Raw genomic sequence first — 26354 nt, 5'->3', positions numbered from 1 at the left:
GTCGACCGTGGCGGCTTCCGTCGTGACGACCGTCCGTCGGGTGGCTTCCGTCGCGATGACCGTGGTGGCGACAACCGTGGTGGCGACCGTGGTGGTTTCCGTCGCGATGACCGTCCGTCCGGTGGTTTCAACCGTGACGACCGTGGCGGCTTCCGTCGTGACGACCGTCCGTCGGGTGGCTTCCGTCGCGATGACCGTGGTGGCGACAACCGTGGTGGCGACCGTGGTGGTTTCCGTCGCGATGACCGTCCGTCCGGTGGTTTCAACCGTGACGACCGTGGCGGCTTCCGTCGTGACGACCGTCCGTCGGGTGGCTTCCGTCGCGATGACCGTGGTGGCGACAACCGTGGTGGCGACCGTGGTGGTTTCCGTCGCGATGACCGTCCGTCCGGTGGTTTCAACCGTGACGACCGTGGTGGCGACCGTGGCGGCTTCCGCCGCGACGACCGTCCCTCCGGCGGCTTCCGCTCCGGCGGCGCCGGCGAGCGCCCCTACGGCCGCCGTGACGACAACCGCCCGTCCGGCTCCACCTTCGGCGGCCGCCGCGACGACAAGCCCCGCTGGAAGCGCAACGGCTGACGCCTGAGCGCCGCCTGACGAGGACTCGGCCCCCACAGCACTCCGGTGCGGTGGGGGCCGAGCCCATTTCCGGCCGTTTCGCCCCTCCCGCGCCGCATGGCGGGAAACCGCCGGGCCACACCCGGCGATACCCGATCGGCCAGCAGCCCCTCTCCGGCTATGCTCTGGGGTGAGCACATGGAGGGCCATTAGCTCAATTGGCAGAGCAGCGGACTTTTAATCCGTTGGTTGTCGGTTCGAGTCCGACATGGCCTACCGCTCGCGGGCGGGGGGAACCCCCTCCGACCTGCACTGAGCGCCCCACCCGGTTTCGGCCAGGTGGGGCGCTCAGTCGTTTCCGGGTCCGTGCGTGAGCGATGCGTGGGCGGATGGCCCTGGGCGTGCCCTCGTCCGCCCCGGCCTGCCCGCCGGTGGCCGGGGGCGGCCGCACGCCGTGCGGAGGGCGGGAGCCGAGGCCACTCCGCGTGCTCAGGCGGGGGTAAGACCGCACACTGGGACAAAAGGGGCCGGCGCCATGTGCGCGGGCCGAGGTGAGGGTGTTCGGCGTGCTTGATGTCCCGCTCTGGCTGTGGGGGGCGTTCGCCGCGACGGTGGTCGTGTCGCTGGCGGTCGATCTCCTGTCCCATCGCACCGCGCACGTCATCGGCTTCAGAGAGGCCGCCGCCTGGAGCGCCCTGTGGGTGAGCCTCGCCCTGATCTTCGGCGCGACCGTCTTCCTCGTCCTCGGTACGACCGCCGGCACCGAGTACACCACCGCCTGGCTCCTGGAGAAGAGCCTGTCCGTCGACAACCTGTTCGTCTTCGCGGTGATCTTCGCTTACTTCAAAGTGCCCCGGGCCTACCAGCACCGCGTGCTCTTCTTCGGCGTCATCGGCGCCCTCGTCTTCCGCGGGATCTTCCTCTCCCTCGGCGTCGCCGTCGTCAGCCGCTTCACCGCGGTGCTCTTCGCCTTCGCGGCGGTCCTCTTCTACAGCACCTACAAGCTCCTCAAGGACGAGGAGGAGAGCTTCGACCCCGGCAAGAGCTTCGCCGTGCGGCTGCTCCGCAAGCTCATCCCGGTACGGGACGAGTACGCCGGGGCGAAGTTCTTCGTCAAGGAAGCCGGCGTACGGATGGCGACCCCGCTGCTCGCGGTGGTCGCCGCGATCGAGGCCGCCGACCTGATCTTCGCCGTCGACAGCGTCCCCGCCGTCCTCGCGGTCAGCGATGACGCCTTCATCGTCTACACCAGCAACGCGTTCGCCATCCTCGGCCTGCGGGCCCTCTACTTCATGCTCGCTGGGCTCCTGGACCGCTTCCACTACCTGAACAAGGGCCTGGCGATCATCCTCGCCTTCATCGGCGTCAAGCTCATCCTCCAGGCGTCCCACAAGCTCATCAGCCCCCGCATCCCGGAGATCCCCTCACCGGTCAGCCTCGCGGTCATCGTCGTGGTCCTGGCGGGTTCGGTGCTGCTCAGTCTCAGCAGACCGGCCCCACTGGACGTTCCGGGAGAGGCTGACGAAGACGCCCCTGCGGCCACCGAGCGGTCCCGAGCGGCCGGCGCGCCCCCCGAGACGGATGCCACCGAGTACGCAGCGGGTGCACCGGCTCGGGACGGTGATGCCCGTCCGCGCTCGGGCCGGCGGGAGGGCCAGGGACTTCCCGAGCCGCCAGAACGGGCATATCGTAAAGAAATGGTCAAAATGAAGCGTAAATCCGAAGCCTACGTATGTCCGACGTGTCAGCAGTCGGTGCCGGCCGCGGTCCACCGTCGCAAGACCCTCGGGGTGTTCGTTCCCGCATGGGGCCCAGGTGCATGCCAAAACCGCGATTGTCCCGACTACCGGCTGGACCCCGGACACAAGCAGCCCCCAGCCCGGTAGCGAGTCGGCGGACTCCGCCGCCGCCGGACCGCCCGGGGCCGGTCCCGGGACCTCCGCGCCGGGCGGGTTCCGCTTGCCCAGGTGCCGGGATGGGATCGGTTATCAAGGCTCTGACCTGCGGTGATGTCGCACTTCAGGCGTGCGGGCCGGTTAATTGGCGGGAGGCGTCCCCCGGATGACGTAGAGTTGGGTTTACCGACGCGGGGTGGAGCAGCTCGGTAGCTCGCTGGGCTCATAACCCAGAGGTCGCAGGTTCAAATCCTGTCCCCGCTACTCAGTACGAAGGCCCGGTTCCCTGGTGGAACCGGGCCTTCGTCGTGTCCCGGCTCTGTTCGCCTCGTTCGCCCCGTTCGTGTCCCGGGCGTCCGCCGGTGCCGGTCCCTCACTCCTTCGCCCCGGTCCGCTCGCCGTACCGGGCCGTCTGCCGTCAGCCTGGGGGGACGGGCGACCGGGCGGCGGGAGAGCAGCGTGGCGGGGCTGGGGCGGCAGGGCGAGGGCGGCAGCGCGGACGGCGCCGCCCGGCGGGTGGCGCGGCTCCTGCCCGTCCTGCTGATCCTGCTGGGACTGGTCTTCACCCTGCTGACCCCGCCCAGCTTCACCGGGTCCCCCTTCTTCACCGCCGCACCGCTGGTCGCGGCTCCCCTGTTCTCCCTCCGGGCGACCGCGCTGACCGGGATCGCCTCCTCGCTGGTGGTCGTCGGCCTCCACGTCCACAACGGCACCAGCTGGAAGGTGGAGGCGCTGACCGAGCTGGTGACGGTGCTGACCGTCTCCGGGCTGGCCCTGCTGATCAACCGGGTCGTACGGCGCGGCGGCGAGCGGCTCGCCTCGGCGAGGGGGATCGCCGAGGCCGCGCAGCGGGCCGTGCTGCCGACCCCGGCCGAGCGGATCGCGGGGCTGCGCGTCTGCGCCCGGTACGAGGCCGCGCAGGCCGACGCCTTCATCGGCGGGGACCTCTACGCCGTCCAGGACACCCCGTACGGCGTGCGGCTCGCGGTGGGCGACGTACGGGGGAAGGGGCTGGGGGCCGTGGAGGCCGTCGCGGTGGTGCTGGGGGCCTTCCGGGAGGCGGCGGAGACCGAGCCGACCCTGGAGGGGCTCGCACGGCGCCTGGAGCGGGCGCTGGCCCGGGAGGGGGCGCGGCGGGGCAGCCTGGACGCGGTGGAGGGGTTCACCACGTGCGTGCTCGGCGAGATCCCGCCCGGCGCCGAACGGCTGCGGCTGCTCAACCGGGGCCACCCCGAGCCCCTGCTGCTGTACGCGGACGGAGGCCTGGAGGTACTGGCCCCGGCCGAGCCGGCGCTGCCCCTGGGGCTGGGCGAGCTGGCGCCGGACGAGGTCTGCCGGCGCGAGGAGTGGCCCTTCCCGGCGGGCAGCACCCTGCTGCTGTACACCGACGGGCTGACCGAGGCGCGCGACGGGGCGGGCAGCTTCTACGATCCGGCGGTCCGGCTGCGGGGGCGGGTCTTCCCGGGGCCGGACGAGCTGCTCGGCGTGCTCAGCGCCGATGTGCGGCGGCACACCGGCGGAGGCGCGACGGACGACATGGCGCTGCTCGCGGTGGCCAGGACGGGGGAGGGCAGCCGGAGCGTCGGCGGGCCGTCCCCGTGGTGCGCGGCGACGGCCCGTGAGTGACCGGGCGTAGCGGAAGGCGTGCTCTACGCGATCCTTTTGACGGTGCGTCATGGGGGCACCGGGTCTGGAGTGGCGGGAGTGGGGCGGATGAATTGCCCTGGTTGGAGCTGGATATGGCGAATGCGAAGGCCAAAGCTGTGCGATGTGTGGCCGATTGGGGTTAACGATCAATCGCTTCGGCTTGGATTCATTCCTCCGCGTAGATTACCTTTCGATAACGCAGCGCGGTCGTCCCAGCCGTCGCAACGACGGCACCCGTGTGCGTTCTCGCCCATGAGGAGTGTGCCCCGGTGGCCTCCAACTCGCCTGCCTCTGAAGGCATCGACCTCCAGGAGACCCCCACCGCGGGAGCCTGGGGCGAGTGGAATCCCACGGAGGACTCCGCACGCCCGCTCCGCGGCAAGCACCGCGTCCTCAAGCCGCGCGGCGGACTCGCCCGCAGCTCGACCGTGCTCGGCGTCGGCGTGATCGCGGCCGTCGGCGCGGGCGGCATCGCCACCGCGCAGGACCGGCCCCAGGTCTCCATATCCATGCCCTCCGTGCCCGACCTGCTGGGCGACGGCAGCGACTCCGGCTCCGGCGGCGACGCCGTACGGACCGCCGCCGAGGCCGGCCCCGGTACCGGCCCCGCGGGCGCGGCGCAGACCGCGGAAGTGCCGCGGCAGGCGGGCGAGGCGCTGCTCAACCGGATCCTCCTCCAGGCCGAATCGCAGCAGGACACCGAGGAGGCCCGGGCCCGAGCGGACGCCGAGCGGACCGCGCGCGAGAGTGCCGCCCAGGAGGCCCGGACCCAGCGCGAAGCGGCCGACAAGGAGGCCGAGGCGGCGCGCGCCGCCGCCGAGGCCGCCGCCGAGAAGGCGGCCGCGGAGAAGGCCGCCGCCGAACAGACCGCCACCAAGGCCTCGGCGGGGACGGGCATCGCATCGGGCTCCGGCACCGGTTCGGGTACGACGGCCGCGGGCGGCTACTCCCTGCCGACCTCCTCCTACACCCTCACCTCGCACTACGGCGTCGCCGGCTCCATGTGGTCCTCCGGCTACCACACCGGCCTCGACCTGGCCGCCCCGACCGGCACCCCCGTCAAGGCCGTGGGCGGCGGCACGATCACCTCCGCCGGCTGGTCCGGGGCCTACGGCTACCGGATCGTCCTCAAGCTTCAGGACGGTACCGAGATCTGGTACTGCCACCTCTCCTCGATGTCCGTGACCTCCGGCTCCGTGGGCGCCGGCGAGACCATCGGCCGGGTCGGCGCGACCGGCAACGTCACCGGTGCGCACCTCCACCTCGAGGTCCGCAAGGGCGGCTCGACGGTGGACCCGCTGGCGTGGATGCGTTCGAAGGGCCTCGACGTCTGACCCCCTGATCGTCTGACCCCCTGATCACCGCCTGATCGCCCGGCAGTACTGCCGGTCCCGCCCGGTTCCTCACGGGTGCGAGGCCGACAGCTCCGGAGTCCTGGGGGCCGGTACGAGGACCCGCGCGGGCGCCGGGGCGGCCGGCGGGGTCCAGCGCGGCGGGGGCAGCAGGTCCTCCAGTACGGCCGCCCGGGCCAGCGCCGGCGCGGCCGTCGCGCGGCCGAGCCAGAGCCGGTGCAGCAACTCGCGCTCCCGCTCGGCGAATTCCGGATCCCGGGAACCCGGGCCGGACCGCCGGGCGTGGCGGCGCAGCAGGGCCAGGGCGGCGGCGTCCGCCGTGTACCGGGACACCGTTCGGGCGGCGGGGCGGCCTCCGGTGCGGCGGGCCAGGGCGCGGGCCAGTGACCGGGCCGGCATCGAAGCCAGGGCCGGCACCTCCGCCTGACCGAGCCAGCCCGCGGCGGCGTACACCGACAGCTCGGCGGCGACGGCCCGCAGGCAGCGGCGCCGGATCCGCACGGCCAGCCACAGCAGCAGCCCGAACGCCGGGACCATCACGCAGCCGTAGACCACGTAGAAACCGTACTCACCGAAGTGCGAGGAGCCGTTCCACAGCGCGTGCGTGCCCATGGCCAGGACCAGCCCCAGCACGGGCAGCCCGTTCCTGCGCGCACGGCGGGAGGTGAGCGCGGCCGCGCCGAAGCCGAGGCCGGTGAGCACCGTGAAGAGCGGGTGCGCGAACGGGGAGAGCACGGCCCGCACGAAGAACGTCGCCGCCGTCACCGAGTCCAGCGCGCGGGTGCCGTTGGCCAGGTCCTCCTCGAAGGCGGTGCCCAGGTAGAGGATGTTCTCGGTGAAGGCGAAGCCGGTGGCGGTGAACCCGGCGAACACGATCCCGTCGGCGACGCCGGTGAACCGCCGTCTTCGGAAGACGAACACGAGGAGCAGGGCCGCCGCCTTCGCGGTCTCCTCCACCACCGGCGCGATCGCGACCGAACCGAGGCGGTCGGCGGCGGAGGGGTCGGCGGAGGCCGCGGCCATCCACTCCGTGGCGAAACTGTTGGCCAGTATCGCGATCAGCGCCGCGGTGCAGGCCCCCCAGCCGAAGCAGAACAGCGACTGCCGCCAGGGGCCCGGCGCGGCCAGGCCGAGCCACCGGAACGCCGCCACCAGCGGCGGCACCGGCAGCAGGGCCAGGCCGAGGCCCACGAAGAAACCGGCTGTGCCGGTCTGCTCCCGCACCAGTTCGAGGATGACGGCGCCGGTGGCGGTGAGCAGCGTGACGAGCACGCACATGCGGGCCGTGCCCGATGGGCGTGCGAGCACACGGGAGAGCGCTCGGTACACATGATGACCCTACCGAGCCACTCGGACACTCGGAGTGACGTTTGTCAGTTCTTGGAGTCAGGTTCGACCGCGCGCTCGCCGCGGCGGACGAAGAGGAGGTCGTGGACGACGTGGCCCTTGTCCAGGCCCTGCCCCTCGAAGCGGGTGAGCGGGCGGAACTCCGGGCGGGGCGCGTAGCCGCCGTCGGCCTGGGTGTTCTCGAACTCGGGGTGGGCGGTGAGGACTTCGAGCATCTGCTCGGCGTAGTCCTCCCAGTCGGTCGCGCAGTGGAGCACGGCGCCGGGCGCCAGGCGGGTCGCGGCCAGGTCCAGGAACTCGGGCTGGATCAGGCGGCGCTTGTGGTGGCGGGCCTTGGGCCACGGGTCCGGGAAGTACACGCGCATCCCCGCGAGGGAGGCGGGCGGGAGCATCTCGCGGAGCAGGATGATCGCGTCGCCGTTCGCCACCCGGATGTTGGTGAGACCGTTGCGCTCGGCGAGGGCGAGGAGGTTGCCCTGGCCGGGGGTGTGCACGTCGACGGCGAGGATGCCGGTGCCGGGATCGGCGGCGGCCATCTGGGCGGTGGCCTCGCCCATGCCGAAGCCGATCTCCAGGACGACGGGGAGGCCGCCGAAGAGCTTGCCGAGGTCGATGACCTCGTGGCCGTCGATGTCGAGGCCCCAGGTGCCCCACAGCCGCTTCAGCGCTTCGCCCTGGCCGGTGGTGACCCGGCTGCGGCGCGGCTGGAAGCTGCGGATCCGCCGCTCGTGGTGCGACCCGGCGGGGTCGGGCGCGGGGCCGTCGGGGAACCGCGGCTCGGTGCGCCACTTGGGCGGCGTGTACGCCTCCGGCGGGGAGTCGGGGAGGCTGGGCTGGGGGTTCAGGGGCTCAGACACAATGCGGAGATTCTACGACGGGGGGTGGGGGCGGTGGCCCTGGCCGGGCGCCCGGGCAGTGCCTTCGGGGGAGGGGTCAGGGGGTGCCGAGGTGCTGGAGGGCTCGGGTGGCGATCTCGCGGCCGATCGGCAGGGACGCGGTCGCCGCGGGCGAGGGGGCGTTCAGGACGTGCACCGTGCGCGGGGCCTCACGGATGAGGAAGTCGTCCACCAGCGTCCCGTCCCGCAGCACCGCCTGGGCGCGGACCCCCGCCGCCGCGGGGGTGAGGTCCGCCTCAGTGACGGCCGGCAGCAGGCGGCGTACGGCCTCCGTGAAGGCCCGCTTGGAAAGGGAGCGGTGGATCTCGCCCGCCCCGTACCGCCAGTGCCGCGCGGCCATCCGCCAGGATCCCGGCCAGGCCAGCTCCGTGGCCAGGTCCCGCGGGCGGACCGTGCCCCAGCCGTAGCCCTCGCGGGCCAGCGCGGGGACGGCGTTCGGGCCGACGTGGACCCCGCCGCCGATGCCCCGGGTGAGGTGGACGCCGAGGAAGGGGAACGCCGGGTCGGGCACCGGGTAGACCAGGCCCCGGACCAGCTCCGGGCGGGCCAGGTCGTGGTACTCACCCCGGAAGGGGATGATCCGCATGCCCGGGTCGTCACCGGCCAGGCGGGCCACCCGGTCGCACTGGAGGCCCGCGCAGTTGACCAGGACCCGGGCGCGGAACACCCCGCCCGCGGTGGTGCGGACCGCCACCGCGGAGGGGCGGCGGGAGATCAGGTCCGCCTCCGCGCCGTAGACGATCTCCGCCCCGGAGCTCTCGGCGAGCTGCGCCGCGACCCGGCCGTAGTCCACGATCCCGGTGGTGGCCACGTGGATCGCCGCGAGGCCCCGGACGTGCGGCTCGTACTCCGTGATCTGGGCCGGTCCCAGCTCGCGCACCGGGATGCCGTTCTCCCGGCCGCGCTGGACGAGGGAGTGCAGCCGGGGCAGCTCGGAGCGGTCGGTGGCGACGATCAGCTTGCCCGTCACCTCGTGCGCGATGCCGTGCTCCGCGCAGAACTTGACCATCTCGGCGGCGCCGCGCACGGCGTAACGGGCCTTGAGGGAGCCCGGGCGGTAGTAGATGCCGCTGTGGATCACGCCGCTGTTGCGGCCGGTCTGGTGCCGGGCCGGGCCGGGCTCCTTCTCCAGCACGGTCACCCGGGTGCCCGGGGCCAGGCGCGACAGGGCATGGGCTGTCGACAAGCCGACGATCCCGCCACCGATCACCAGCACGTCGCAGTCCACGCTGACACCTCCCACCCCTGCATACTGCACCCCGCCACCGACAACGGGGCTACGCGGGGGCCACGAGCAGCGGGCGGGCCCGTTCGCGCAGCTCGGCGACGCGCGGCTCGTCGCCGTACGGTTCCAGCCGGTGCAGCAGGTCCCGTACGTACTCGGTCGTGCGCGCCGAGGAGATCCGGCCCGCGACCTCCACGGCCCGGGTGCCGGCGGCGCAGGCCGCGTCGAGGTTGCCCGACTCCAGCTCGGCGACCGCGCTCACCACCAGCCGCAGCCCGTGCGAGCGCACGTACTCCTCCGTGGGGCGCGAGAGCGCCTGCTCGGTGAAGCGGCGGACCTGGCGGGGGAGCTTGAGGTCCCGGTAACATTCCGCGGCATCCGCCGCGAAACGGTCGTACGAGTAGAAACCCAGCCAGGTCGGGTCGGCGTCGCCGTCGCGAGAGCGCTCCAGCCAGCCCTCGGACGCCCGCAGCGCCGCCCCGGCGGCCGCCGAGTCGCCCGCCTTCGCATGGGCCCGGGCTTCGACCAGTCGGAAGAAGCTCATGGTGCGGGCGGTGGCCAGCCCGCGGTTGCGTTCGACGGCTGCCTGGGCGAGGTCCACGCCCTCGTCCGGGAAGTCCCGGTAGGTCGCCTGGAGGGACATCGAGGCCAGGACGTACCCGCCGAGCGGGACGTCGGCCGCCGCCCGGGCCAGACGCAGCGCCTGGATGTAGTAGCGCTGGGCGGCCTCCTGCTGGCCGGTGTCGAAGGCCATCCAGCCGGCCAGCCGGGTCAGCTCGGCGGTCGCCCCGAAGAGCGCGCGCCCCACCTCGTCGGTGTAGGAGCCGAGCAGCAGCGGCGCCGCGTCCACCCGCAGGCACTCGGGCACCATCGACGAACGCCAGTCCCCGCCGCCGTACTTGGAGTCCCAGCGGCGTGCGTCCTCCGCGGCCTCGCGCAGCTTGGTCACGTCGCTGTGGCCCACGCGCTGCGGGAAGGCCTCCGGGACGGGCCGGGCGGCGGCAGCGACGGCGGGCGGTACGGTTTCGGGCCCGGACTGGGCGGGCACAACGCCCTGAGCGGGGGTTTCAGGTGTCTGTCGCGGCGGGGCGACGGTCGTGGAAGCCCGGCCGGTGGCCGCTGCGCCCGGGCCGACGCCCGGGGCGCCGACGGGGGCCGGTTCGCGCGCGACCGAGCTGTCGGCCGGAGATATCAGCCACCGGGAGGCGGGCGTCGCGTACGCCGACACCGAGAACGAGCCGGCGAGCGACTGCCAGATCCCGCCACCGCCACGCCGCCCGGCGAGGTCCAGCCGGTAGAGGTCGGTCGCCGAGCGCACCGCCGCACCGATGTCGCGCGGGAAGGCCAGCCCCACCTCCGGTGCCGGATCGGCGTCCGCCAGCCCGATCTCGTGCAGCGGGACCGGTCGGCCGAGTTTCGCGCCGATGGCGGCGGCGATCAGGTGCGGGGCCGCGCCCTGCGGCACCATCCCCTTCGACACCCACCGCGCCACGGACGTCTTGTCGTACCGGAGCGTCAGGCCGCGCTGCGCACCGAGGTCGTTGACCCGCCGGGCCAGCCCGGCGTTGCTGATGCCCGCGAGGGCGAGGACGGCGCCGAGCTTCTCATTGGGCTCGCGGAGCTCCCTGGACATGCGCCACCCCTCGTCACACGCGGAACGCAGACGCCGCCGGGGCATAGGCGCCCGGCATTTCGTAAACCCAGCGTAGTTCCCCGCCTCCCAAGCGTTAAGGCCCCGAGTTCCGTATGGCGGGATTGTTGTCCGTATGCACAGTCCGCCCGGGGGGTCGTGCCCCGGGCGCGCGCGTCGGCTCGTGCTCCGGCCGTGTGGCCGTGCGCCCGGCCGTGCGCTCTGGCCGCTCACGGGGCCCGGCGATTCGATGTGCGGTGCGTGGGTCGGCCCGCTGAGTGGATCCGGTGGGCCGGGGGATGCCGCTGCCTCAATCCCCGCGGGTGGCGGAACGGTCCGGGAGGTCGCAGACGCCTCCCGGACCGCGCCCCGCGGCCGTCCCCGGCCGCCCGCGCGAGGGCCCGCAGGGGCCCTCAGTACGGCCGAAGAATGGCCGAAACCGACCTATGGGGCGGTGGGAACGGAACGCCAAATACCGCGTGACCGGGGCGTGTTCGTTCGCATGTGCGCCCCCCGAAGCCACTCTCGCACGCCCTTCTCGTGGCAGCATGGACCCCGAGCCACCCGGGGTCCCGCCGGCCGCGCCCTCCAAGCGCCGACGCACGCCGACGCACGTTGTCCGTGCCGTCCCGGCCGTCCGTTGCCCCGGTCATTTGCCCACGGGCTGGGGGAGGCGGCGGTGCGCTGGTTGGTCGGGTGGAGCAGTATCGCCGCGAGCTTCGGCACGGCCGGACGCGTCCCGTCCGGCCCGGGAGCACCGGCGGACCCCTCCCACGGCTCCCCCTACGGCACCCCCTCCCCCGGCCGCCCGCCCCACCCCGGGCCGCCGCAGCACGGACGCATCGCCGACGCCGCGCACGCCGACGACCCCGCCGCCCAGGACGCCGAACGCACCGTCCACCCCGTCGGCGCCCAGCTCCTGTGGGGCGACCCCGACCCCCTCTGGGCCGTCGGCGACTGGCGCCCGGACGAGATCCGCACCGTCACCGCCGACCCCGCCGACCCCTTCACCCGGCTCGCCGTGCTCGGCTGCTGCGGCGCCACCGACGACGAACTGCGCCGCGCCCTCTACGCCGCCCGCGGCGGCGCCCTGCGCCACCTCACCGAGTGGCCCGGCAGCTACACCGCCGTCGTCCAGGCCGGACGCCGGATCACCGTCCTCGGCGACCTCGCCGGCGCACGGCCCGTCTTCTACACCCCCTGGGCGGGCGGGACCGCGTACGCCACCGCCGCGCTCCCCCTCGCCGACCTCATCGAGGCGCAGCTCGACGTCGGCCACCTCGCCGCCCTCCTCGCCTGCCCCGACAGCCCCGAGGCACTGGGCGACGGCACACCGTACGCCGGCGTCCGGCGCATCCCGCCCGGCCACACGCTGATCCTGCGCGAGGGCTCCCGGGAGATCACCGGCTACGAACCCGTGGCCTCCCTCGCCGTGGCCGCCCCCGAGGCCGACCCCGAACGAGCGGTGGAGGGCGTACGGGAAGCGTTGACCGCGGCGGTGCGCGCCCGGCTCACGGCGCCGCGGCATGCCCCCGAAACCCTGCTCCCCGACCCCGGACCGGTGCCCGGCATGGGCCCCGCCGACCGGCGCGCGGCCCGCGGCGCACCCGCACCCGGAGTCGGCGCCGACCTCTCCGGCGGCACCGCCTCCGCGACGCTCGCCCTCCTCGCCGCCGGCCTGCCCGGCGCCCCCGGCACCCTCCACGGCTCCGGCTCGCGCCTCCTCGCCGTCACCTTCAACGACCTCGCCACCCCGCAGGGCCGCGAGGGCGAACTCGCGCGCGCCCACGCCATCGCCGCCGACCCCCGGCTGCACCACATCGTCGTGGCCGCCGCCGAAGAAGCCCTCCCGTACGCGGAACTCGACGGCCCCCTCACCGACGAACCCGGCCCCTCCCTCGTCTCCGCCGCCCGCGAACGGCGCCGGCTTGCGGCCGGCTCCGCCGACCACTTCACCGGACACGGAGCCCGCCGCGTCCTCGACGCGCACCCCGCCCGCATGGCCGACCTCCTCCTGGACCGCAGACGCCGCCACCTGCTGCGCCCCGTCGCCGCCCTCGCCCGCTCCGCGCCCGCCGACCCGCTGCTCGTGCCCTTCTCCGTCTACTCGGCCGCCCGCCGCCTCGCCCGTACGCCGTACCGCGCGGGCATGGAGGCCGCGGCGGCCCGGCTGCGCGCGGGAGGCGCCGCACTCGCCGCCGCCTCCGGACCGGTCGACGCCTCACTGGCGGCCCTCACCTGGTCCCGGCCCGGCCCCGCCGCGGGCTGGCTCACCGGCGAAGCCCTGGCGGAAGTATCGATCCGGCTGAGGGCCGCCGCCGGACGGCCCCCGCTGTCGCTGCGCCCCGGCGAGGCCCGCGCCCGCGCACTGCTGACCCGTCACGCCGCCGACCACCGGGTCTTCGAGCAGGCCGTGGAGGTCCGCAGCCAGCGCCTGCACACGCCGTTCCTCGACAACCAGGTCGTACGGGCCGCGCGCGCCCTGCCCGAGTCCCTGCGGGTACAGCCCGGGGCCCGCGCCGAGATCCTGCGCAGCGTCCTCGCCTCCGCCGGAGTACGCGAACTCCCGGCCGGCTGGGGCGCCACCTCGCACACCCCGAACGAGACCGCCACCCGCCTGGGACTGCGGGCCGCCCTCACCTCCCTGCTGTCCCTCTTCACGGCACCGCTCCTCGCGGACGCCGGCCTCGTCGACGCCCGCGTCGTCCAGCAGGCCCTGATCGACGCGGCGGAGGGCCGGCCCGTCCCGCTCGACGGGCTCGCGGAACTCGTCTCGATGGAACTGTGGCTCCGCCGCCTCCTGGCCCGTCGCGGCACCTGCTGGACCGGCACCTCCACCCCCCGCCGCCGCGCGGTCCCGCCCCTGGACACCCGCCTCCCCCGCCTCACTCCACCGGCCCTCCCGGCCAGCCGCTGAGGGGGCCCGGTGGGCGGCGGGGCGGGGGCGACCGGGCGCGGTGGCGGTTGGCCGCCCCCGCCCCGCCCCGCAGCGGCGACAACCCGGCCCGGCCGGCGGCCGGGGGTGTTCCCGCCCCGCCGGTCCCCGGCCTGGGGCCCGGGGCGCAGGGCCCGCGGTGTTCCGGCCCCGCCGCCTCCGGGGCGCCGGCGACGGGGGTGGAGCCCCGGGTGTTCCCGCCCCGCCGCCCCGGCCGCGGGGCCCGGGGACGGGGCGGAGCCCAGGTGCTCCGGCCCCGCCGGCGTTTGAGGCGCGGGGCTCCGGGGCGGCGCCCCGGGGAACGGGCGAAGGGCGGGCAGGGGACCCGCTCCGCGCAGCGGCACACGGCCCGCGGCCGACCGGTGGCCCGGCCCCAGCCCCAGCCCCCGCCCCCCACCACGACGCGCCCGCCCCCCGCCCGCCCGCCGGAAAACCCACCCGCGCTCCCCGCGGCGGCAAGGCAGAATTGGCCGGTGCGGTACCGAATCCTCGGCCCCACCGAGGCACATGACGACACCGGCGCCCCCCGAACCCCCGGCGGCGCCCGCCTGCGAGCGCTCCTCACCGCCCTCGCCCTGCGCGCCGGCGCCCCGGCCGCCGCGTCCGTCACCGACCTCGTCGACGAGGTCTGGGGCGACGACCCGCCCCGGGACGCCCCCGCCGCCCTCCAGGCCCTCGTCTCCCGTCTGCGCCGCGCCCTCGGCGCCGGGCAGCTGACCACCGACCCCGTCGGCGGCTACCGCCTCACCGCCGACCGCGACGACGTCGACCTCCACCGCTTCACCCGTCTCGCGGCCCTCGGCGCCGAGCAGCTGGCCGGCGACCCCGGCACCGCCGCCACCACCCTCCGCGAGGCCCTCGCCCTGTGGCGCGGCCGCGCCCTCACCGACCTCCCCGAACCGGCCCGCACCACGCACGCCGCCGCCTGCGAGGCCCGCCGCGCCCGCGCCCAGCGGGACCGCGTCGAGGCCGACCTGCGCTGCGGCGCCACCGCTCCCGCCGAACTCCTGCCGGAGATCGAGGCGCTGATCCAGGACCATCCGTACGACGAACCACTGCGCGCCCAGCAGATCCGCGCCCTGCGCGCCGCGGGCCGCCCCGCCGACGCCCTCGCCGCCTACGAACGCACCCGCCGCGACCTCGCCGAAGGCCTCGGCGCCGACCCCGGCCCGGCGCTGCGCGCCCTGCACGCAGAGCTGCTCCGGTCCCCGTCCCCGCAGTCCCGCGGCAACATCCGGCCCCGCCTGACCTCCTTCGTCGGCCGCGAGCCCGAACTCGCCGCCCTCGCCGCCGACCTGGACCGCGTACGCCTCGTCACCCTCACCGGCCCCGGCGGCTCCGGAAAGACCCGCCTCGCCGAGCACGCGGCCGCCGCCCGGCCCGACTCCGGCTGGCTCGTCGAACTCGCCCGCCTCGACCACCCCGCGGCCGTCCCCGGCGCCGTCCTCAGCGCCCTCGGCCTGCGCGAGAACAGTCTCGTCGCCCGCGAGCGGACCACCGCCGACGACGACCCCACCGCCGCCCTCGTCGAACACTGCGCGCACCGCCGCCTGCTCCTCGTCCTGGACAACTGCGAGCACGTCATCGGAGCCGCCGCGGAACTCGCCGAACGCCTCCTCACCCACTGCCCCGGCGTCCGGATCCTGGCCACCAGCCGCGAACCCCTCGGCGTGCCGGGCGAGTTCCTGCGCCCCCTCGAACCGCTGCCGCCCGCCCCCGCGCACCGGCTGTTCGCCGACCGGGCCGCCGCCGCCCGCCCCGGCTTCCGTCCCGGTGACGACCCGGCCGCCGTCGCCGAGATCTGCGCCCGCCTCGACGGACTGCCGCTCGCCATCGAACTGGCCGCTGCCCGGCTGCGCCTGCTCACCCCGCGCCAGATCGCCGACCGGCTCGACGACCGGTTCCGCCTCCTCACCGGCGGCGCCCGCACGCTGCTGCCCCGCCAGCAGACCCTGCGCGCCGTCGTCGACTGGTCCTGGGACCTCCTCGGCCACGCCGAGCGCACCGTCCTCGCCCGGCTGTCCGCCTTCGCCGGCGGCTGCGACCTGGAAGCGGCCGAAGCCGTCTGCGCGGACGACACCACCGACCCCGCCGGCACCACCGAAGCCCCCGCCGCCACCAAGGTCACCGACGTCGCCGAAGCCATGGCGGCCCTCGTCGACAAGTCCCTCGTCCAGGCCGACCCCGGCCCCGACGGCATGCGCTACCGCCTCCTGGAGACCATCCACGAGTACGCCGCCGAACGCCTCGCCGCGGACCCGGCCGACGCCCGCGCCACCGCCCGCCGCCACGCCGCCCACTACGCCGCCCTCGCCGAGCGCGCCGAGCCGCTGCTGCGCTCCGCCGGCCAGCTCCCGTGGATCCGCCGCGTCGAGGCCGAGCTCGACAACCTCCGCTCCGCCCTCCACACCACCACCGGCGGGGACCCGGACGACGGCGACACCGAGACCGCCCAACGCCTGCTCTCCGCCCTCGGCTGGTTCTGGTGGCTGCGCGACTACCGCGCCGAGGGCGCCGAATGGACCGCCCGCCTCCTCGCCCGGATCCCCGCCGAACCGCCCGAGGACTCCCCGGACTACTGGCCCCACATGCGCCTGCGCATGCTCCACATGTTCCTGCGCGCCGAGAGCACCGGCCCGCAATGGTTCCGCACGCCCGAGCACCAGGCCGTCGCCCTCCGCCTCAAGGAGGTCTTCCGCCGCGGAACCCCGGAGGCCACCCGCTTCCCCGGCATGCTCTGGCCCACGATCTGCTTCCTCACCGGCGACATCGTCGGCTTCCATACGAGCATCGACGAATCGATCGCCAACTGCCGTCGCCAGGGAGGCGAATGGGAGCTCGCGATCCCCCTGCTGATGCGCACCCACTTCGCCATCGACACGACCGGCGGCCTCTCCACCGCGGACACCGACCTCACCGAGCTCCAGGACCTCGCCCACCGCGTCGGCGACCGCTGGATCCGCGCCCAGGTGGCCAGCGCCGCCGGGGAAGCCGCCCTCTCGCGCAGCCAGTACGCCACCGCCCGCGCCGCCTACGAGGAGTGTCTGCGCCTCGCCCGGGAGGTCGGCGCCCGCATCGAGGCGCCCTTCGCGATCGCCCGCATCGCGGAGACCGCCTACCGCGAAGGGGACTTCGACACCGCCGAGAGGCTGCTGGCGGAGGCCGACCGGGAGGCCCACGAGCACGGCGGGGTGTACGACGTGAGCGCCTTCGCCCGGTTCCTGTCCGCCACGCTCGCCCTCCAGCGCGGCGACCACGACCGGGCCCGCGCCGAGTGCGCCGCCGCCCGCACGGCGGGTGAGCAGGGCAGCGTAGCCGCGCAGTTCACCGCCGGGCTGGGCCTCATCGAGGCCGTCCTGGAGGCCCGTGAGCACGGCGCGCGGGCAGGGCTGGCGAGGATCGGCCCGGTCTTCGCCGGCGCGGTGGAGGCGCACTGCGCGGAACGCGTCCTGGCCGGCATCGCCGAGTCGGCGTCACTGTTCCTGGCCGACGCCGGCCGTCCCGAGGAGAGCGTACGAGTCCTCGCGGCGGCCACAGCCTGGCGCGCGGGCCTTCCCCGCCCGGTCCCGGAGGAGGCCGCCCTGGAGGGGCTCCCGGAACGCACCCGCGCCGCTCTCGGGGCGGCCGGCCAGGCCCGGGCGGAGGCCGAGGGCCGGACCCTGACCCCGGGCGAGGTCCTCGCGGTACTCGGCGCGGTCACCGAGGCGGCCGGCCTCAGCCGCAGCTGATCACCGCGTCGGCCCAGCTCGCCAGCGTCGGCAGGTGCCCCTGCCGGACCTGTTCCACCACCAGCCGCAGCTTCGCGTGCCCGGCCAGCGGCACCTCGACCGGCACCGGGGTGTCGTCGTACCCGAGCGCGCCGGAGCGCCACAGCCGCTGCCCGTCGCCGTAGACGGAGAACCGCACCGTCCCGTCGGTCAGCAGCGACAGCCCGTCCACCCCGGCCCGCGCAGAGAAGCGGGTGCACTGCCGGTTGAGGGTGATCTCCACCGAGGAGCGGGAGTGGACGGTGATCCCCTGCGCGAACTGCCGGCCGCCGGCCACCAGCCCCCACCGCTGCCACACCCAGCTGCTGCGCCAGGTCTCCAGCCCCGGCCCGGTGCCCTTCCCGTACGCGGAGTGCCCCAGCCCGGCCAGCCGGAACCCCTGCGGCGGCGGTGCCTTGAGCCGGGGCCGCGAAGGGGTCGGCTTCGGCCGGGGGCTCTCCGGAGCCGGCGGCCGCACGGCCGGGGGAGCGGGGGCCGAGGAGCGTGGCGCGGACGGCACCGCGCTCCGCCGGGGCGGCGCGACCCGTGCCGCCGGCGTCGGATCCCCGGGCGGCGTCGACTCCGGCGCGGCGGGCGCGGGCGGCGCGGGCGGCTCGGGCGGCTCGGGCGCCACCGGCGCCACCACCCCGGGTGCAGGCGCGGCCTGCGGCTCGGGATCGTCCCCGACCAGGGCGAACACCACCCCGGCGGCAGCGGCGACCGCGATCCCGGCCGCGATGGCGGCCTTGGCGGGCAGGCCCAGCCCCTCGGAGACCACCGCCCCCCCGGCCCCACCGGCACCCCCTGCCCCGGCCCCACCAGCAGCCCCCGCCCCGGCAGCCCCCGCCCCCGCAGCCCCGGCCCCGGCCGAGGATCCGCCAGCCGCGGCGGCAGCCCCCGCGCCCCCGGCGGCGACGGCCCCACCGGCCACCACCCCGGCCGCCTTGGCGGCGTACCCGGCGGCGAACCACCCGATGACCGCCACCGGCAGCAGCGCGGGAATGCCCGCGTTGACGTCCTTCAGCTCTCCGGCGGCGAGCCGGCACTTGGCGCACTCCTCGAGGTGCTTGCGCAGCCCCCGCTCCGCCCGCATCCGCAGCCCGCCCCGGGCGTACGCGCCCAGCCGGTCCGCATAGCGGGCGCAGTCGCCGCCCGCACTGAGCGCGGAACTCACATGGGCTTGGAGGTACGCCTGCTTGAGGCCCTCCCGGGCCCGGCTGGCCAGTACCGCCGTCGCGTTGGCGCTCAGCCCGAACAGCGGGGCGATCGCACTCGGCGAGGCCTCCTCGACGGTGGTGTGCCACAGCACGGCCTGCCACCGCTCCGGCAGGCTCCGGAAGGCCTGCATCGCGAGCGACCGTTCGGCTTCGTGCATCGCCCGGACGTCGGCGCCCAGTTCCAGGGTGGCGTCCCCGGACAGTCCGCCGGCGCTCTCCGCACCCGCGGCCGCCTGCTCCGCGAACACCGCGAAGTCCTCGACCAGATGTTCCCGCCGGGCGGTCTTCGCCCAAGCCGCGGCGACCCGCCGCACGGTGGTCAGGAGGTAGGCCCGCACCGACTGGTCCGGCCCGGCCCCGCCCCGTACCGCTTGCAGCGTCCGCGCGAACACCTCGGCGGTGAGGTCGTCGGCGGTGTGCCCGTCCCGGCAGCAGGTCCGCGCGTAGCGCCGTACCGCGTCGGCGTGCCGGCGGAACAGCTCCTCGTAGGCGCCGTCGTCCCCACCGCGCATCCGGCTGATCAAGTCGCCGTCGGCAGGGGGCAGTTCACCGTCCACCGGTCCGGACGCGGCATGCCGTCCGCCGCGTTCGCGCTGGGCCGGGACCTGCTGGGCGGGCAGGCTGCCAGCCCCCGCCTCTCCGGTTCCACCGACGCCACCGAGAGACTCGTCCCGCCCGTCAACGCTCATCGCGGAAGCCCCCGCACGACACACTCGAACCGGTACACCGATCCAGCCTGTCACACGGCGGTGGCGCCCCGGGGCCGTCTCCGCGGCATCCACCCGTCCGGGCAAGATCCGGCGAATCGCCGTACGGCTCATCACCCCTTCGAGCGATGCGCCATCAGACGCCCCCGTTGACGCCCGCCCCGACAGCCCGACAGCCGGCTTCAACCCGCAGCCCCGGCCCCCGGCCCCCCGACGCCCGACAGCCCCGCCAACACCCCCCAGCCCGCTCCGCCGCCGACGGCCCGGCCCCCACCCCTGCGGGGACCGGCCCGTCAACGACTCGGCGCGACCGCTCAGCGAGCGGCGAGCGGCGGTTCACCGGCGGCCGAGGCGCCCGCTCACGCGGTGCGGGAGCGCAGCCCCTCGAGCAGGATGTCCAGCAGCCGGGCCGAAGCCGCGGCCTGCTGAGCCGGGTCGGGCAGGGCGGGCGCGGCCGTCGCTATCACCAGCAGCACATCGGCCACCGTGACATCGGCGCGCAGCTCACCGGCTTCCCGCGCCCGGTCCACCAGCTGGCCGACGACCTCCAGCAGCGCACCCGCTCCGGCGTCCTCCGAGGGCTCGTCCTCGATCGAGGACCGCGCGCCCACGACGCGCAGCTCCGCCGTGCCGCCGACGGCCTGGCGCTGGTGCGGCACGCGGGCCGCGGCTTCCTGCTGGGCGGCGTCCTCCTCGGCGGCCGAGCCGACCCGCAGGACCTGCGGCGGGAGCAGCCGGCCCGCGCCGGAGGCCACGGAGGTGCGCAGGAAGCGCGACAGCGCCTGCCACGGCTCCTCCTCCTGGCCCAGGGCGGACTTGGCCTGCTCGGTGAGCCGGGCGGTCTCCTCCTCGGCTATCCGCCGGACCAGCACGTCCTTGCTGGGGAACCGCCGGTAGACGGTCCCGACACCGACCCGCGCCCGCCGTGCCACGTCCTCCATCGGAGCCCCGTAGCCCAGCTCGCCGAAGACCTCCCGGGCCGCCCGCAGGACGTGCTCGAGGTTGCGCTGTGCGTCGACGCGCAGCGGCGTGGACCGGCCCACTCCGTGGGTGGTCGAGCCTGCCATCACGCGGCCACCGGTCTCCGCGGACAGAGCGGTGACAGAGCCATGGAAATCGGAAATGTTCATATGTATCCCCCGGTAATCACTTGTCTCCCCCCGGAGACACTCCCCGCCTTCGTGTCGAGGGGGGCCACGGTCATGAGGGCCCAGGTCCTACATCCTCGACGAGATACGAACATAGTTGAGCCAGAGTCAATTCAGAAGAGGCAGCCCCCGACCGAGCACCGCCCGATCAGAGCATTCACCCCCACTTTTCCGCCACAACTCCCCGGAATCACCCCCTCCGGGGCCCTGACCTGCTGACTTTTAACGTGATCGGGATCTCCTGACAGCCTCGTCCCACCACCCCCGCCGGTCACACAATTTGCCGGGCCTGTGGACAAACTCCCGGCCACGTTGCGTCATGGGGTGGTGAAGGCTGCTAACTCCCCGGGCGACGACCCCGGTCCCCCGCCCCGCACGCGCATCCTCGTCGTCGGCGGCGGCTACGTCGGCATGTACACGGCCCTGGGTCTCCAGCGGAAGCTGAGAGCCGGCGAAGCCGAGGTCACCGTGGTGACCCCGGAGCCCTACATGACGTACCAGCCCTTCCTCCCGGAAGCCGCGGCCGGCGCGATCTCGCCCCGGCACGTCGTGATCCCCCTGCGCCGCGTCCTGGACCGCTGCCGCATCGTCATCGGCGAGGCCCAGCGCATCGACCACGCCAAGCGGACCGCGACCGTCACCACCCTCGCCACCACCGAGGAGGGCACCGGCGGCATCGAGATCGAATACGACGAACTCGTCCTCGCGCCGGGCTCCGTCTCCCGCACCCTCCCCGTCCCCGGACTCGCCGACTACGGCATCGGATTCAAGACCGTGGAAGAGGCCATCGGCCTGCGCAACCACGTCATCGAACAGATGGACATCGCCTCCTCCACCCGCGATCCCGCAATCCGCGACGCCGCCCTCACCTTCGTCTTCGTCGGCGGCGGTTTCGCCGGCGTCGAGGCACTCGGCGAACTGGAGGACATGGCCCGGTACGCGGCCCGGTACTACCACAACGTCAAGCCCGAGGACATGAAATGGGTGCTGGTCGAGGCCAGCGACCGAATCCTCCCCGAGGTGGGCCCCGAAATGGGCGTCTACACCGTCCGTGAGCTGCGCAGCCGCAATATCGACGTCCGCCTCGAGACCCGCCTCGAATCCTGCGAGAACCGGGTCGCCGTCCTCAGCGACGGCTCCCGCTTCCCCACCCGCACCATCGTCTGGACCGCCGGCGTCAAACCCCACCCCATCCTCGCCGCCAGCGACCTCCCCAAGAACGAACGCGGACGCCTCACCTGCACCTCCTTCCTCACCGTCGAAGGCGTCGAACACGCCTGGGCCGCCGGCGACGCCGCCGCCGTCCCCGACATCACCGCCGACACCGGCGCCGAAGGACCCGCCCGCGAGTGCGCCCCCAACGCCCAGCACGCCGTACGCCAGGCCAGACAGCTCGCCGACAACCTGGTCGCCGCCCTGCGCGACGAGGCCCTCACCGAGTACGCCCACAAGTACGTCGGCTCGGTCGCCTCGCTCGGCCTCCACAAGGGCGTCGCGCTGCTCTACGGCCGCAAGCTCAAGGGCTACCCCGCCTGGTTCATGCACCGCGCCTACCACCTCAGCCGCGTCCCCACCTTCAACCGCAAAATGCGGGTCCTCGCCGAATGGACCCTCGCCGGCCTCTTCAAACGCGAGATCGTCTCCCTCGGATCCCTCGAACACCCCAGGGCAGAATTCGAACTCGCCGCAGGCGGCGGCCCCCGGAACCAGCCGCCCAAGCCCGACCCCGACCCACCGCGGGACAAGCAGGGCTGACGTTGTCAGTGCCGTCGGCCACACTGGACGTGTGACCATAGGTGGGCTCACGCCTGCACACAGTGACACCCGACGAGTGACACCGACGAGCGACCGACCCCAGGGGCACCACCCGGCACCGCCGGGCGGACACACCGCGACCACCTGCGACACCACGAGGCTTGAACGCAGTGAACTTCACGCGCTGGAGCGCCCGCTTTCCCGGCACGCGCCGCGCCGCCGCCCGGAACGAGCACGCCGCGGCCCAGGCCAAACGCGGTGAGGGCTCCGTCCCGGCAGCCCGCGGCGCCGCCCACCGTGCCGGGCCCCAAGAGGGCACCCCGGCCGAAGCCACCGTCCGCGGCACCGGCATGGCCCCGCTCCCCGCCGTCCCCGCCCTCGACGAACTGCCCGTACGGGAAGTCCTCGGCCTGCTCCCGGCCCTCGTCGCCCTCGTCCACGGCCCCGAGCACCGCGTCGCCTACGTCAACGACGCCTACACCGCCGGCTTCGGCCCCCGCCCCACCGGCGCCCCCGCCCACACCGCCCTGCCCGAACTCGGCGACCTCGGCCTGCTCCCGCTCCTCGACCAGGTCCAGCGCAGCGGCAAGCCCCGTACCGCCAAGAACCGCACCGCCCCGGGCGGCAGCTCGTACACCGTCACCTGCACCCCGGTCGAGTTCCCCAAGGCGGTCACCGACGGCGAACCGGACCCCGAGCACACCGGCATCCTGGTCCACCTCGCCGACGTCACCGACCACGCCGAAGCCCTCGAACGCCTGCGCGCCAGCGAGCGCCGCCAGCGCGAGGCCGCCGTCACCCTTCAGCGCTCCCTGCTCCCCCAGGAGCTCGAACAGCCCGACGACCTCCGCGTCGCCGCCACCTACCAGCCCGGCGGCACCGAAGCCGCCGTCGGCGGCGACTGGTACGACGTCATCACCCTCGGCGCCGGCCGCACCGCCCTCGTCATCGGCGACGTCATGGGCCGCGGAGTCCGCGCCGCCGCCGTCATGGGCCAGCTCCGCACCGCCGTCCGCGCCTACGCCCGCCTCGACCTGCCCCCGCACGAGGTCCTCCAGCTCCTCGACGGCCTCGCCGCCGAGATCGACGCCAGCCAGATCGCGACCTGCGTCTACGCCGTCCACGACCCCAACGAAGGACTGCTGGCCTACGCCTCCGCCGGCCACCTCCCCATCCTGGTCCGCGACGAGGACGGCACCGTACGCCGCGCCGCCGACCCCACCGGCCCGCCCCTCGGCACCGGGGGCTGGCTGCACACCTCGGGCACCATCGCCCTCGGCCCCGGCTCCACCGCCGTCCTCTACACCGACGGCCTCGTCGAACGCCGCGGCGAGGACATCGACGAAGGCGTCGCCGCCCTCGAACGCGCCCTCTCCGGCGCCCAGGGCACCCCCGCCATCATCTGCGACCGCCTGATGCGCGCCCTCGGCGTGGACGCCGACCACGACGACGACGTCGCCGTCATGGTCCTCCAGCAGCCCGCCCGCACCGGCGTCCACGCCGAGCTCTTCCACAACGCCGCCCTGGAACTCCTCGGCGGCGTGGAGGCCGCCCCGCGCGCCCGCGCCTTCGCCCAGGGCGTCCTCAGCTCCTGGCGCTTCCCCGTCGAGCTGTGCGACCTCGGCGTCCTCGCCGCCAGCGAGCTCGTCGCGAACTCCCTCCAGCACGGCACGCCGCCCATGCACCTGCGCCTGCGCCGCACCGACCGCCGCCTGATCGTCGAGGTCACCGACGGGGACGACCACCTCCCCCGCCGCCGCCGTGCCGAACCGGCCGACGAAACCGGCCGCGGCATCTCGATCGTCGCCACCATCGCCTCGGCCTGGGGCTCACGCCGCACCCCCGGCGGCGGCAAGGCCGTCTGGTGCGAGTTCGCCCTGCCCGACACGTAGCCGCACGAAAAGAGGAAGAGCCCCCGGCCAAAAGGACCGGAGGCTCTCCCTGCTCCTACGCACTACGCGGACACGCGCTCCGCCCGCTCCACGGCCACGGCCGTCTTCCCGGCGACCGCCGGCCCCTGCGCCACGACCCTGCTCACCACCGACGGGTTGTCCTGCACCGGGCTCAGCCGCCCGCCCAGCCGCAGCGCCAGCACCGAGATCCCGAGCGACACGAGCACGAACACCCCGATGTACAGCATCGGGATCCCCGCTCCCAGCGGCACACCCAGCGGCCCGAGCGCCAGCGCCATCTGCTTGACCAGGGCGAAGGCCGAGTTGTACTGCCCGACCGAACCCTCCGGCGCCAGATCGGCGACCAGCGGCGCCAGCGTCGGCGACAGCATCGCCTCACCGATGCCGAAGAGCGCGTACGTGGTGATGAACGCGGCGGCGGCCATCATCGCGCTCCCGTGCCCCAGACCCGAGAACCCGGCGATCAGCCACGCCACCGTCCAGATCAGCCCGACCAGCGCGATGACGCGCGACCGGCGACGCTTCTCGACCAGCTTCAGCACCACGAACTGCGCCACGACGATCGCACCCGTGTTGGCGGCGAGCGCGAACCCGAGGGTGGACGGGGAGATCCCCGCGGCCTCGGTACCGAAGGCCGCCAGACCCGACTCGAACTGCCCGTAGCAGGCGAAGAACAGCACGAAGCCCAGCACGCACAGCTGGACCATCGCCTTGTGACCCAGCAGCCGCTTCCAGCCGCCGCCGGCCGGCGCCGCGTCCTTGGCCATCGCCTCACTGATGTTCTGGACGTGCGGCATGCGCACGGTGGCGATGACGACCGCCAGCACCAGGAACATCACGGCCTCGATGCCGAACAGCAGGGTGAAGCTGCCCGGACGGCTCTCGTCGACTATCTGGCCGCCCACGAGCCCGCCGATGCCCAGTCCGAGGTTCTGCATGAAGAACTGCAGGGCGAAGGCACGCGTACGGGTCGACGGCGTCGAACACCACACGATCATCGTGGCCAGCGCCGGCTGCATCACGGCCTGCCCGGCGCCCAGCGCCAGCGCGGACAGCAGGATCGGGGCGATGCCGGTGGAGAGCCCGAGCGAGAGCGCACCCACCGAGGCGGTGACGGCGGCACCCATCACCACGGGCACCGGACCACGCCGGTCGATGACCCGGCCGGTGAAGGGCAGCGCGACGAGAGCGCCCAGGGCGAACGCCACGAACGCGCTCGTGGCCGCCATGGAGCCCAGACCTCGCACCTGCGCCACATAGATGTAGAGGAACGGAACCGTGAAACCGATGCCGAACGCGGTCAGCGCGTTGCCGGCCTGGATCCGCCGCATCGCAGCGCCCATCACCTTGGTCACTTCTCACCTGCCTTGAGAGCCGAAGACTGAAGACTTCAGAACTTCACACCTAAACTTCGATCCTTAACTCTACACACCGAAGGAGTTAGACGCCAACGGGTTCATGCGATACTTCCGACCATGGGTGACACCCCCGACGGCGCTACGCCCGTCCACGAGCCGAGCCTCGATGAGCAGATCGCCGTCTACCAGCGCGAGTTCCAGGACCTCGACCCCCAGGTCGAGAAGGTGGTCTCGGCGCTGAGCCGGCTGAACCGCCGCATGAACGTCGCGTACGGCCGCCAGACCGCGGCCCTGGGCATCAGCAACGCGGAGTGGGAGGTCCTGAAGGCCCTCGTCATCTCCGGGTCGCCCTACCGGATGGGCCCGAGCGAGCTCGCGAAGCAGCTGGGCCTGACGCCGGCCGCGATGACGCACCGGATCGACCGCATGACGGCGGAGGGTCTGGTCACCCGCGAGCGGGACGAGTCCAACCGGGTCCGCGTGATCGTGGAGCTGACGGACGAGGGCCGCAGTAAGTGGCTCGACGCGATGCGCGCGGCCACGGTCTTCGAGGAGGACCTCCTCCAGGACCTCTCCACGGCGGAGCGCGGAGTACTGGGAGACATGCTGACCCGGCTCCTGGACCGCGTGGAGGAGCTCCAGTCCCGGTCCTGACCGGCCCCGACCTCCCCGGTTGACACACCCCTCGTGGATCCGTAAGGTTCTTCGAGTTGCCCCGGAGCCGGAAGGTTCCGGAGTCAGCGATCCCGCCGCCTCGTTGCGGCAACCTACTCAGCACGATCTCCCACTGGGAACGAATTCGGCGTGCCCGAATTCATTTCCGAAGGCCCGATTATCGGTTGCCGGGGAAATCCGCTAGAGTTCAGGAGTCGGAAGGGCCCAACAGCCCGGAAGACGAACCCCGCTGACTGGGGGTCAGGCCCGAAAGGATCTGATAGAGTCGGAAACGCAAGAACGAAGAACAGAACGAAAGCCCGGAGGAAAGCCCGAGAGGGTGAGTACAAAGGAAGCGTCCGTTCCTTGAG

The 26354-nt window shown here is 74.2% G+C and carries 13 protein-coding genes, 2 tRNA genes and 3 pseudogenes; 11 read left to right on the top strand and 7 right to left on the bottom strand.

The features are described 5' to 3' along the window. The 6 genes and pseudogenes from ACFY7H_RS03200 to ACFY7H_RS03175 all read left to right on the top strand — a co-directional run. Positions 1 to 579: pseudogene (locus tag ACFY7H_RS03200) on the top strand (RNA helicase); the annotation flags it as partial. A gap of 182 nt (positions 580 to 761) precedes the next feature. Next, positions 762 to 834 (top strand) — tRNA-Lys (locus ACFY7H_RS03195). Positions 835 to 1124: 290 nt separating this feature from the next. Continuing rightward, a pseudogene (locus ACFY7H_RS03190) lies at positions 1125 to 2057 on the top strand (TerC family protein); the annotation flags it as partial. Between the two features lie 586 nt (positions 2058 to 2643). After that, positions 2644 to 2717, top strand: a tRNA-Met gene (locus ACFY7H_RS03185). Between the two features lie 159 nt (positions 2718 to 2876). After that, positions 2877 to 4075 (top strand): annotated as a pseudogene (locus ACFY7H_RS03180) (PP2C family protein-serine/threonine phosphatase). Between the two features lie 294 nt (positions 4076 to 4369). After that, complete coding sequence (locus tag ACFY7H_RS03175) at positions 4370 to 5434, top strand: M23 family metallopeptidase (RefSeq protein ID WP_388932355.1); 1065 nt, start codon at positions 4370 to 4372, stop codon at positions 5432 to 5434. A 69-nt stretch (positions 5435 to 5503) separates the two neighbouring features. Here ACFY7H_RS03175 and ACFY7H_RS03170 read toward each other — a convergent pair whose 3' ends face one another. The 4 genes from ACFY7H_RS03170 to ACFY7H_RS03155 all read right to left on the bottom strand — a co-directional run bounded on the left by ACFY7H_RS03170 (position 5504) and on the right by ACFY7H_RS03155 (position 10553). After that, positions 5504 to 6730, bottom strand: a complete 1227-nt coding sequence (locus tag ACFY7H_RS03170; protein WP_388933674.1) for a PrsW family intramembrane metalloprotease — start codon at positions 6728 to 6730, stop codon at positions 5504 to 5506. A gap of 95 nt (positions 6731 to 6825) precedes the next feature. Next, the gene (trmB, locus tag ACFY7H_RS03165; RefSeq protein ID WP_388933672.1) at positions 6826 to 7644 is read right to left on the bottom strand and encodes a tRNA (guanosine(46)-N7)-methyltransferase TrmB; all 819 of its coding nucleotides are present in this window, start codon (positions 7642 to 7644) and stop codon (positions 6826 to 6828) included. An 88-nt stretch (positions 7645 to 7732) separates the two neighbouring features. Then, positions 7733 to 8953: an L-2-hydroxyglutarate oxidase gene (gene lhgO / locus ACFY7H_RS03160; RefSeq protein WP_388932352.1), complete on the bottom strand. Its 1221-nt coding sequence runs from the start codon at positions 8951 to 8953 to the stop codon at positions 7733 to 7735. Positions 8954 to 8972: 19 nt separating this feature from the next. Then, entirely contained in the window at positions 8973 to 10553 is a 1581-nt protein-coding gene (locus ACFY7H_RS03155; RefSeq protein ID WP_388932351.1) for a sporulation protein, read from the bottom strand. A gap of 676 nt (positions 10554 to 11229) precedes the next feature. On the opposite strand from ACFY7H_RS03155, the gene ACFY7H_RS03150 reads away from it, so the two are divergent. Both ACFY7H_RS03150 and ACFY7H_RS03145 read left to right on the top strand, forming a co-directional pair. After that, a complete protein-coding gene (locus ACFY7H_RS03150) occupies positions 11230 to 13467 on the top strand; it encodes an asparagine synthase-related protein (RefSeq protein ID WP_388932350.1) in 2238 nt (745 codons plus the stop codon). A gap of 491 nt (positions 13468 to 13958) precedes the next feature. Then, positions 13959 to 17213: a BTAD domain-containing putative transcriptional regulator gene (locus ACFY7H_RS03145; protein WP_388932347.1), complete on the top strand. Its 3255-nt coding sequence runs from the start codon at positions 13959 to 13961 to the stop codon at positions 17211 to 17213. Here the strand turns inward: ACFY7H_RS03145 and ACFY7H_RS03140 are convergent. Both ACFY7H_RS03140 and ACFY7H_RS03135 read right to left on the bottom strand, forming a co-directional pair. Continuing rightward, the gene (locus ACFY7H_RS03140) at positions 17200 to 19137 is read right to left on the bottom strand and encodes a sigma-70 family RNA polymerase sigma factor (RefSeq protein WP_388932344.1); all 1938 of its coding nucleotides are present in this window, start codon (positions 19135 to 19137) and stop codon (positions 17200 to 17202) included. The genes ACFY7H_RS03145 and ACFY7H_RS03140 overlap by 14 nt on opposite strands. Positions 19138 to 19514: 377 nt before the next feature. After that, positions 19515 to 20285 (bottom strand): TetR/AcrR family transcriptional regulator, encoded by a 771-nt coding sequence (locus tag ACFY7H_RS03135; protein ID WP_388932342.1) that lies wholly within the window; start codon positions 20283 to 20285, stop codon positions 19515 to 19517. 342 nt (positions 20286 to 20627) lie between these two features. On the opposite strand from ACFY7H_RS03135, the gene ACFY7H_RS03130 reads away from it, so the two are divergent. Beyond that, on the top strand, positions 20628 to 22058 hold the full coding sequence (locus ACFY7H_RS03130; RefSeq protein ID WP_388932340.1) for an NAD(P)/FAD-dependent oxidoreductase: 1431 nt from the start codon (positions 20628 to 20630) through the stop codon (positions 22056 to 22058). A gap of 170 nt (positions 22059 to 22228) precedes the next feature. Continuing rightward, positions 22229 to 23950, top strand: coding sequence for a SpoIIE family protein phosphatase (locus ACFY7H_RS03125; RefSeq protein ID WP_388933670.1), 1722 nt, complete (start codon positions 22229 to 22231; stop codon positions 23948 to 23950). A 62-nt stretch (positions 23951 to 24012) separates the two neighbouring features. Here ACFY7H_RS03125 and ACFY7H_RS03120 read toward each other — a convergent pair whose 3' ends face one another. Beyond that, the gene (locus tag ACFY7H_RS03120) at positions 24013 to 25314 is read right to left on the bottom strand and encodes an MFS transporter (protein ID WP_388933667.1); all 1302 of its coding nucleotides are present in this window, start codon (positions 25312 to 25314) and stop codon (positions 24013 to 24015) included. Positions 25315 to 25446: 132 nt separating this feature from the next. On the opposite strand from ACFY7H_RS03120, the gene ACFY7H_RS03115 reads away from it, so the two are divergent. After that, positions 25447 to 25983, top strand: coding sequence for a MarR family winged helix-turn-helix transcriptional regulator (locus tag ACFY7H_RS03115; RefSeq protein WP_388932338.1), 537 nt, complete (start codon positions 25447 to 25449; stop codon positions 25981 to 25983). Positions 25984 to 26354 lie beyond the last annotated feature (371 nt).

Source organism: Streptomyces sp. NPDC012794 (genome assembly GCF_042901085.1).
In the GTDB taxonomy this organism is placed as follows: Bacteria; Actinomycetota; Actinomycetes; order Streptomycetales; family Streptomycetaceae; genus Streptomyces.
The sequence above is the reverse complement of the archived record's forward strand: the minus strand, read 5'-3'. Positions and strand labels throughout refer to the sequence as shown.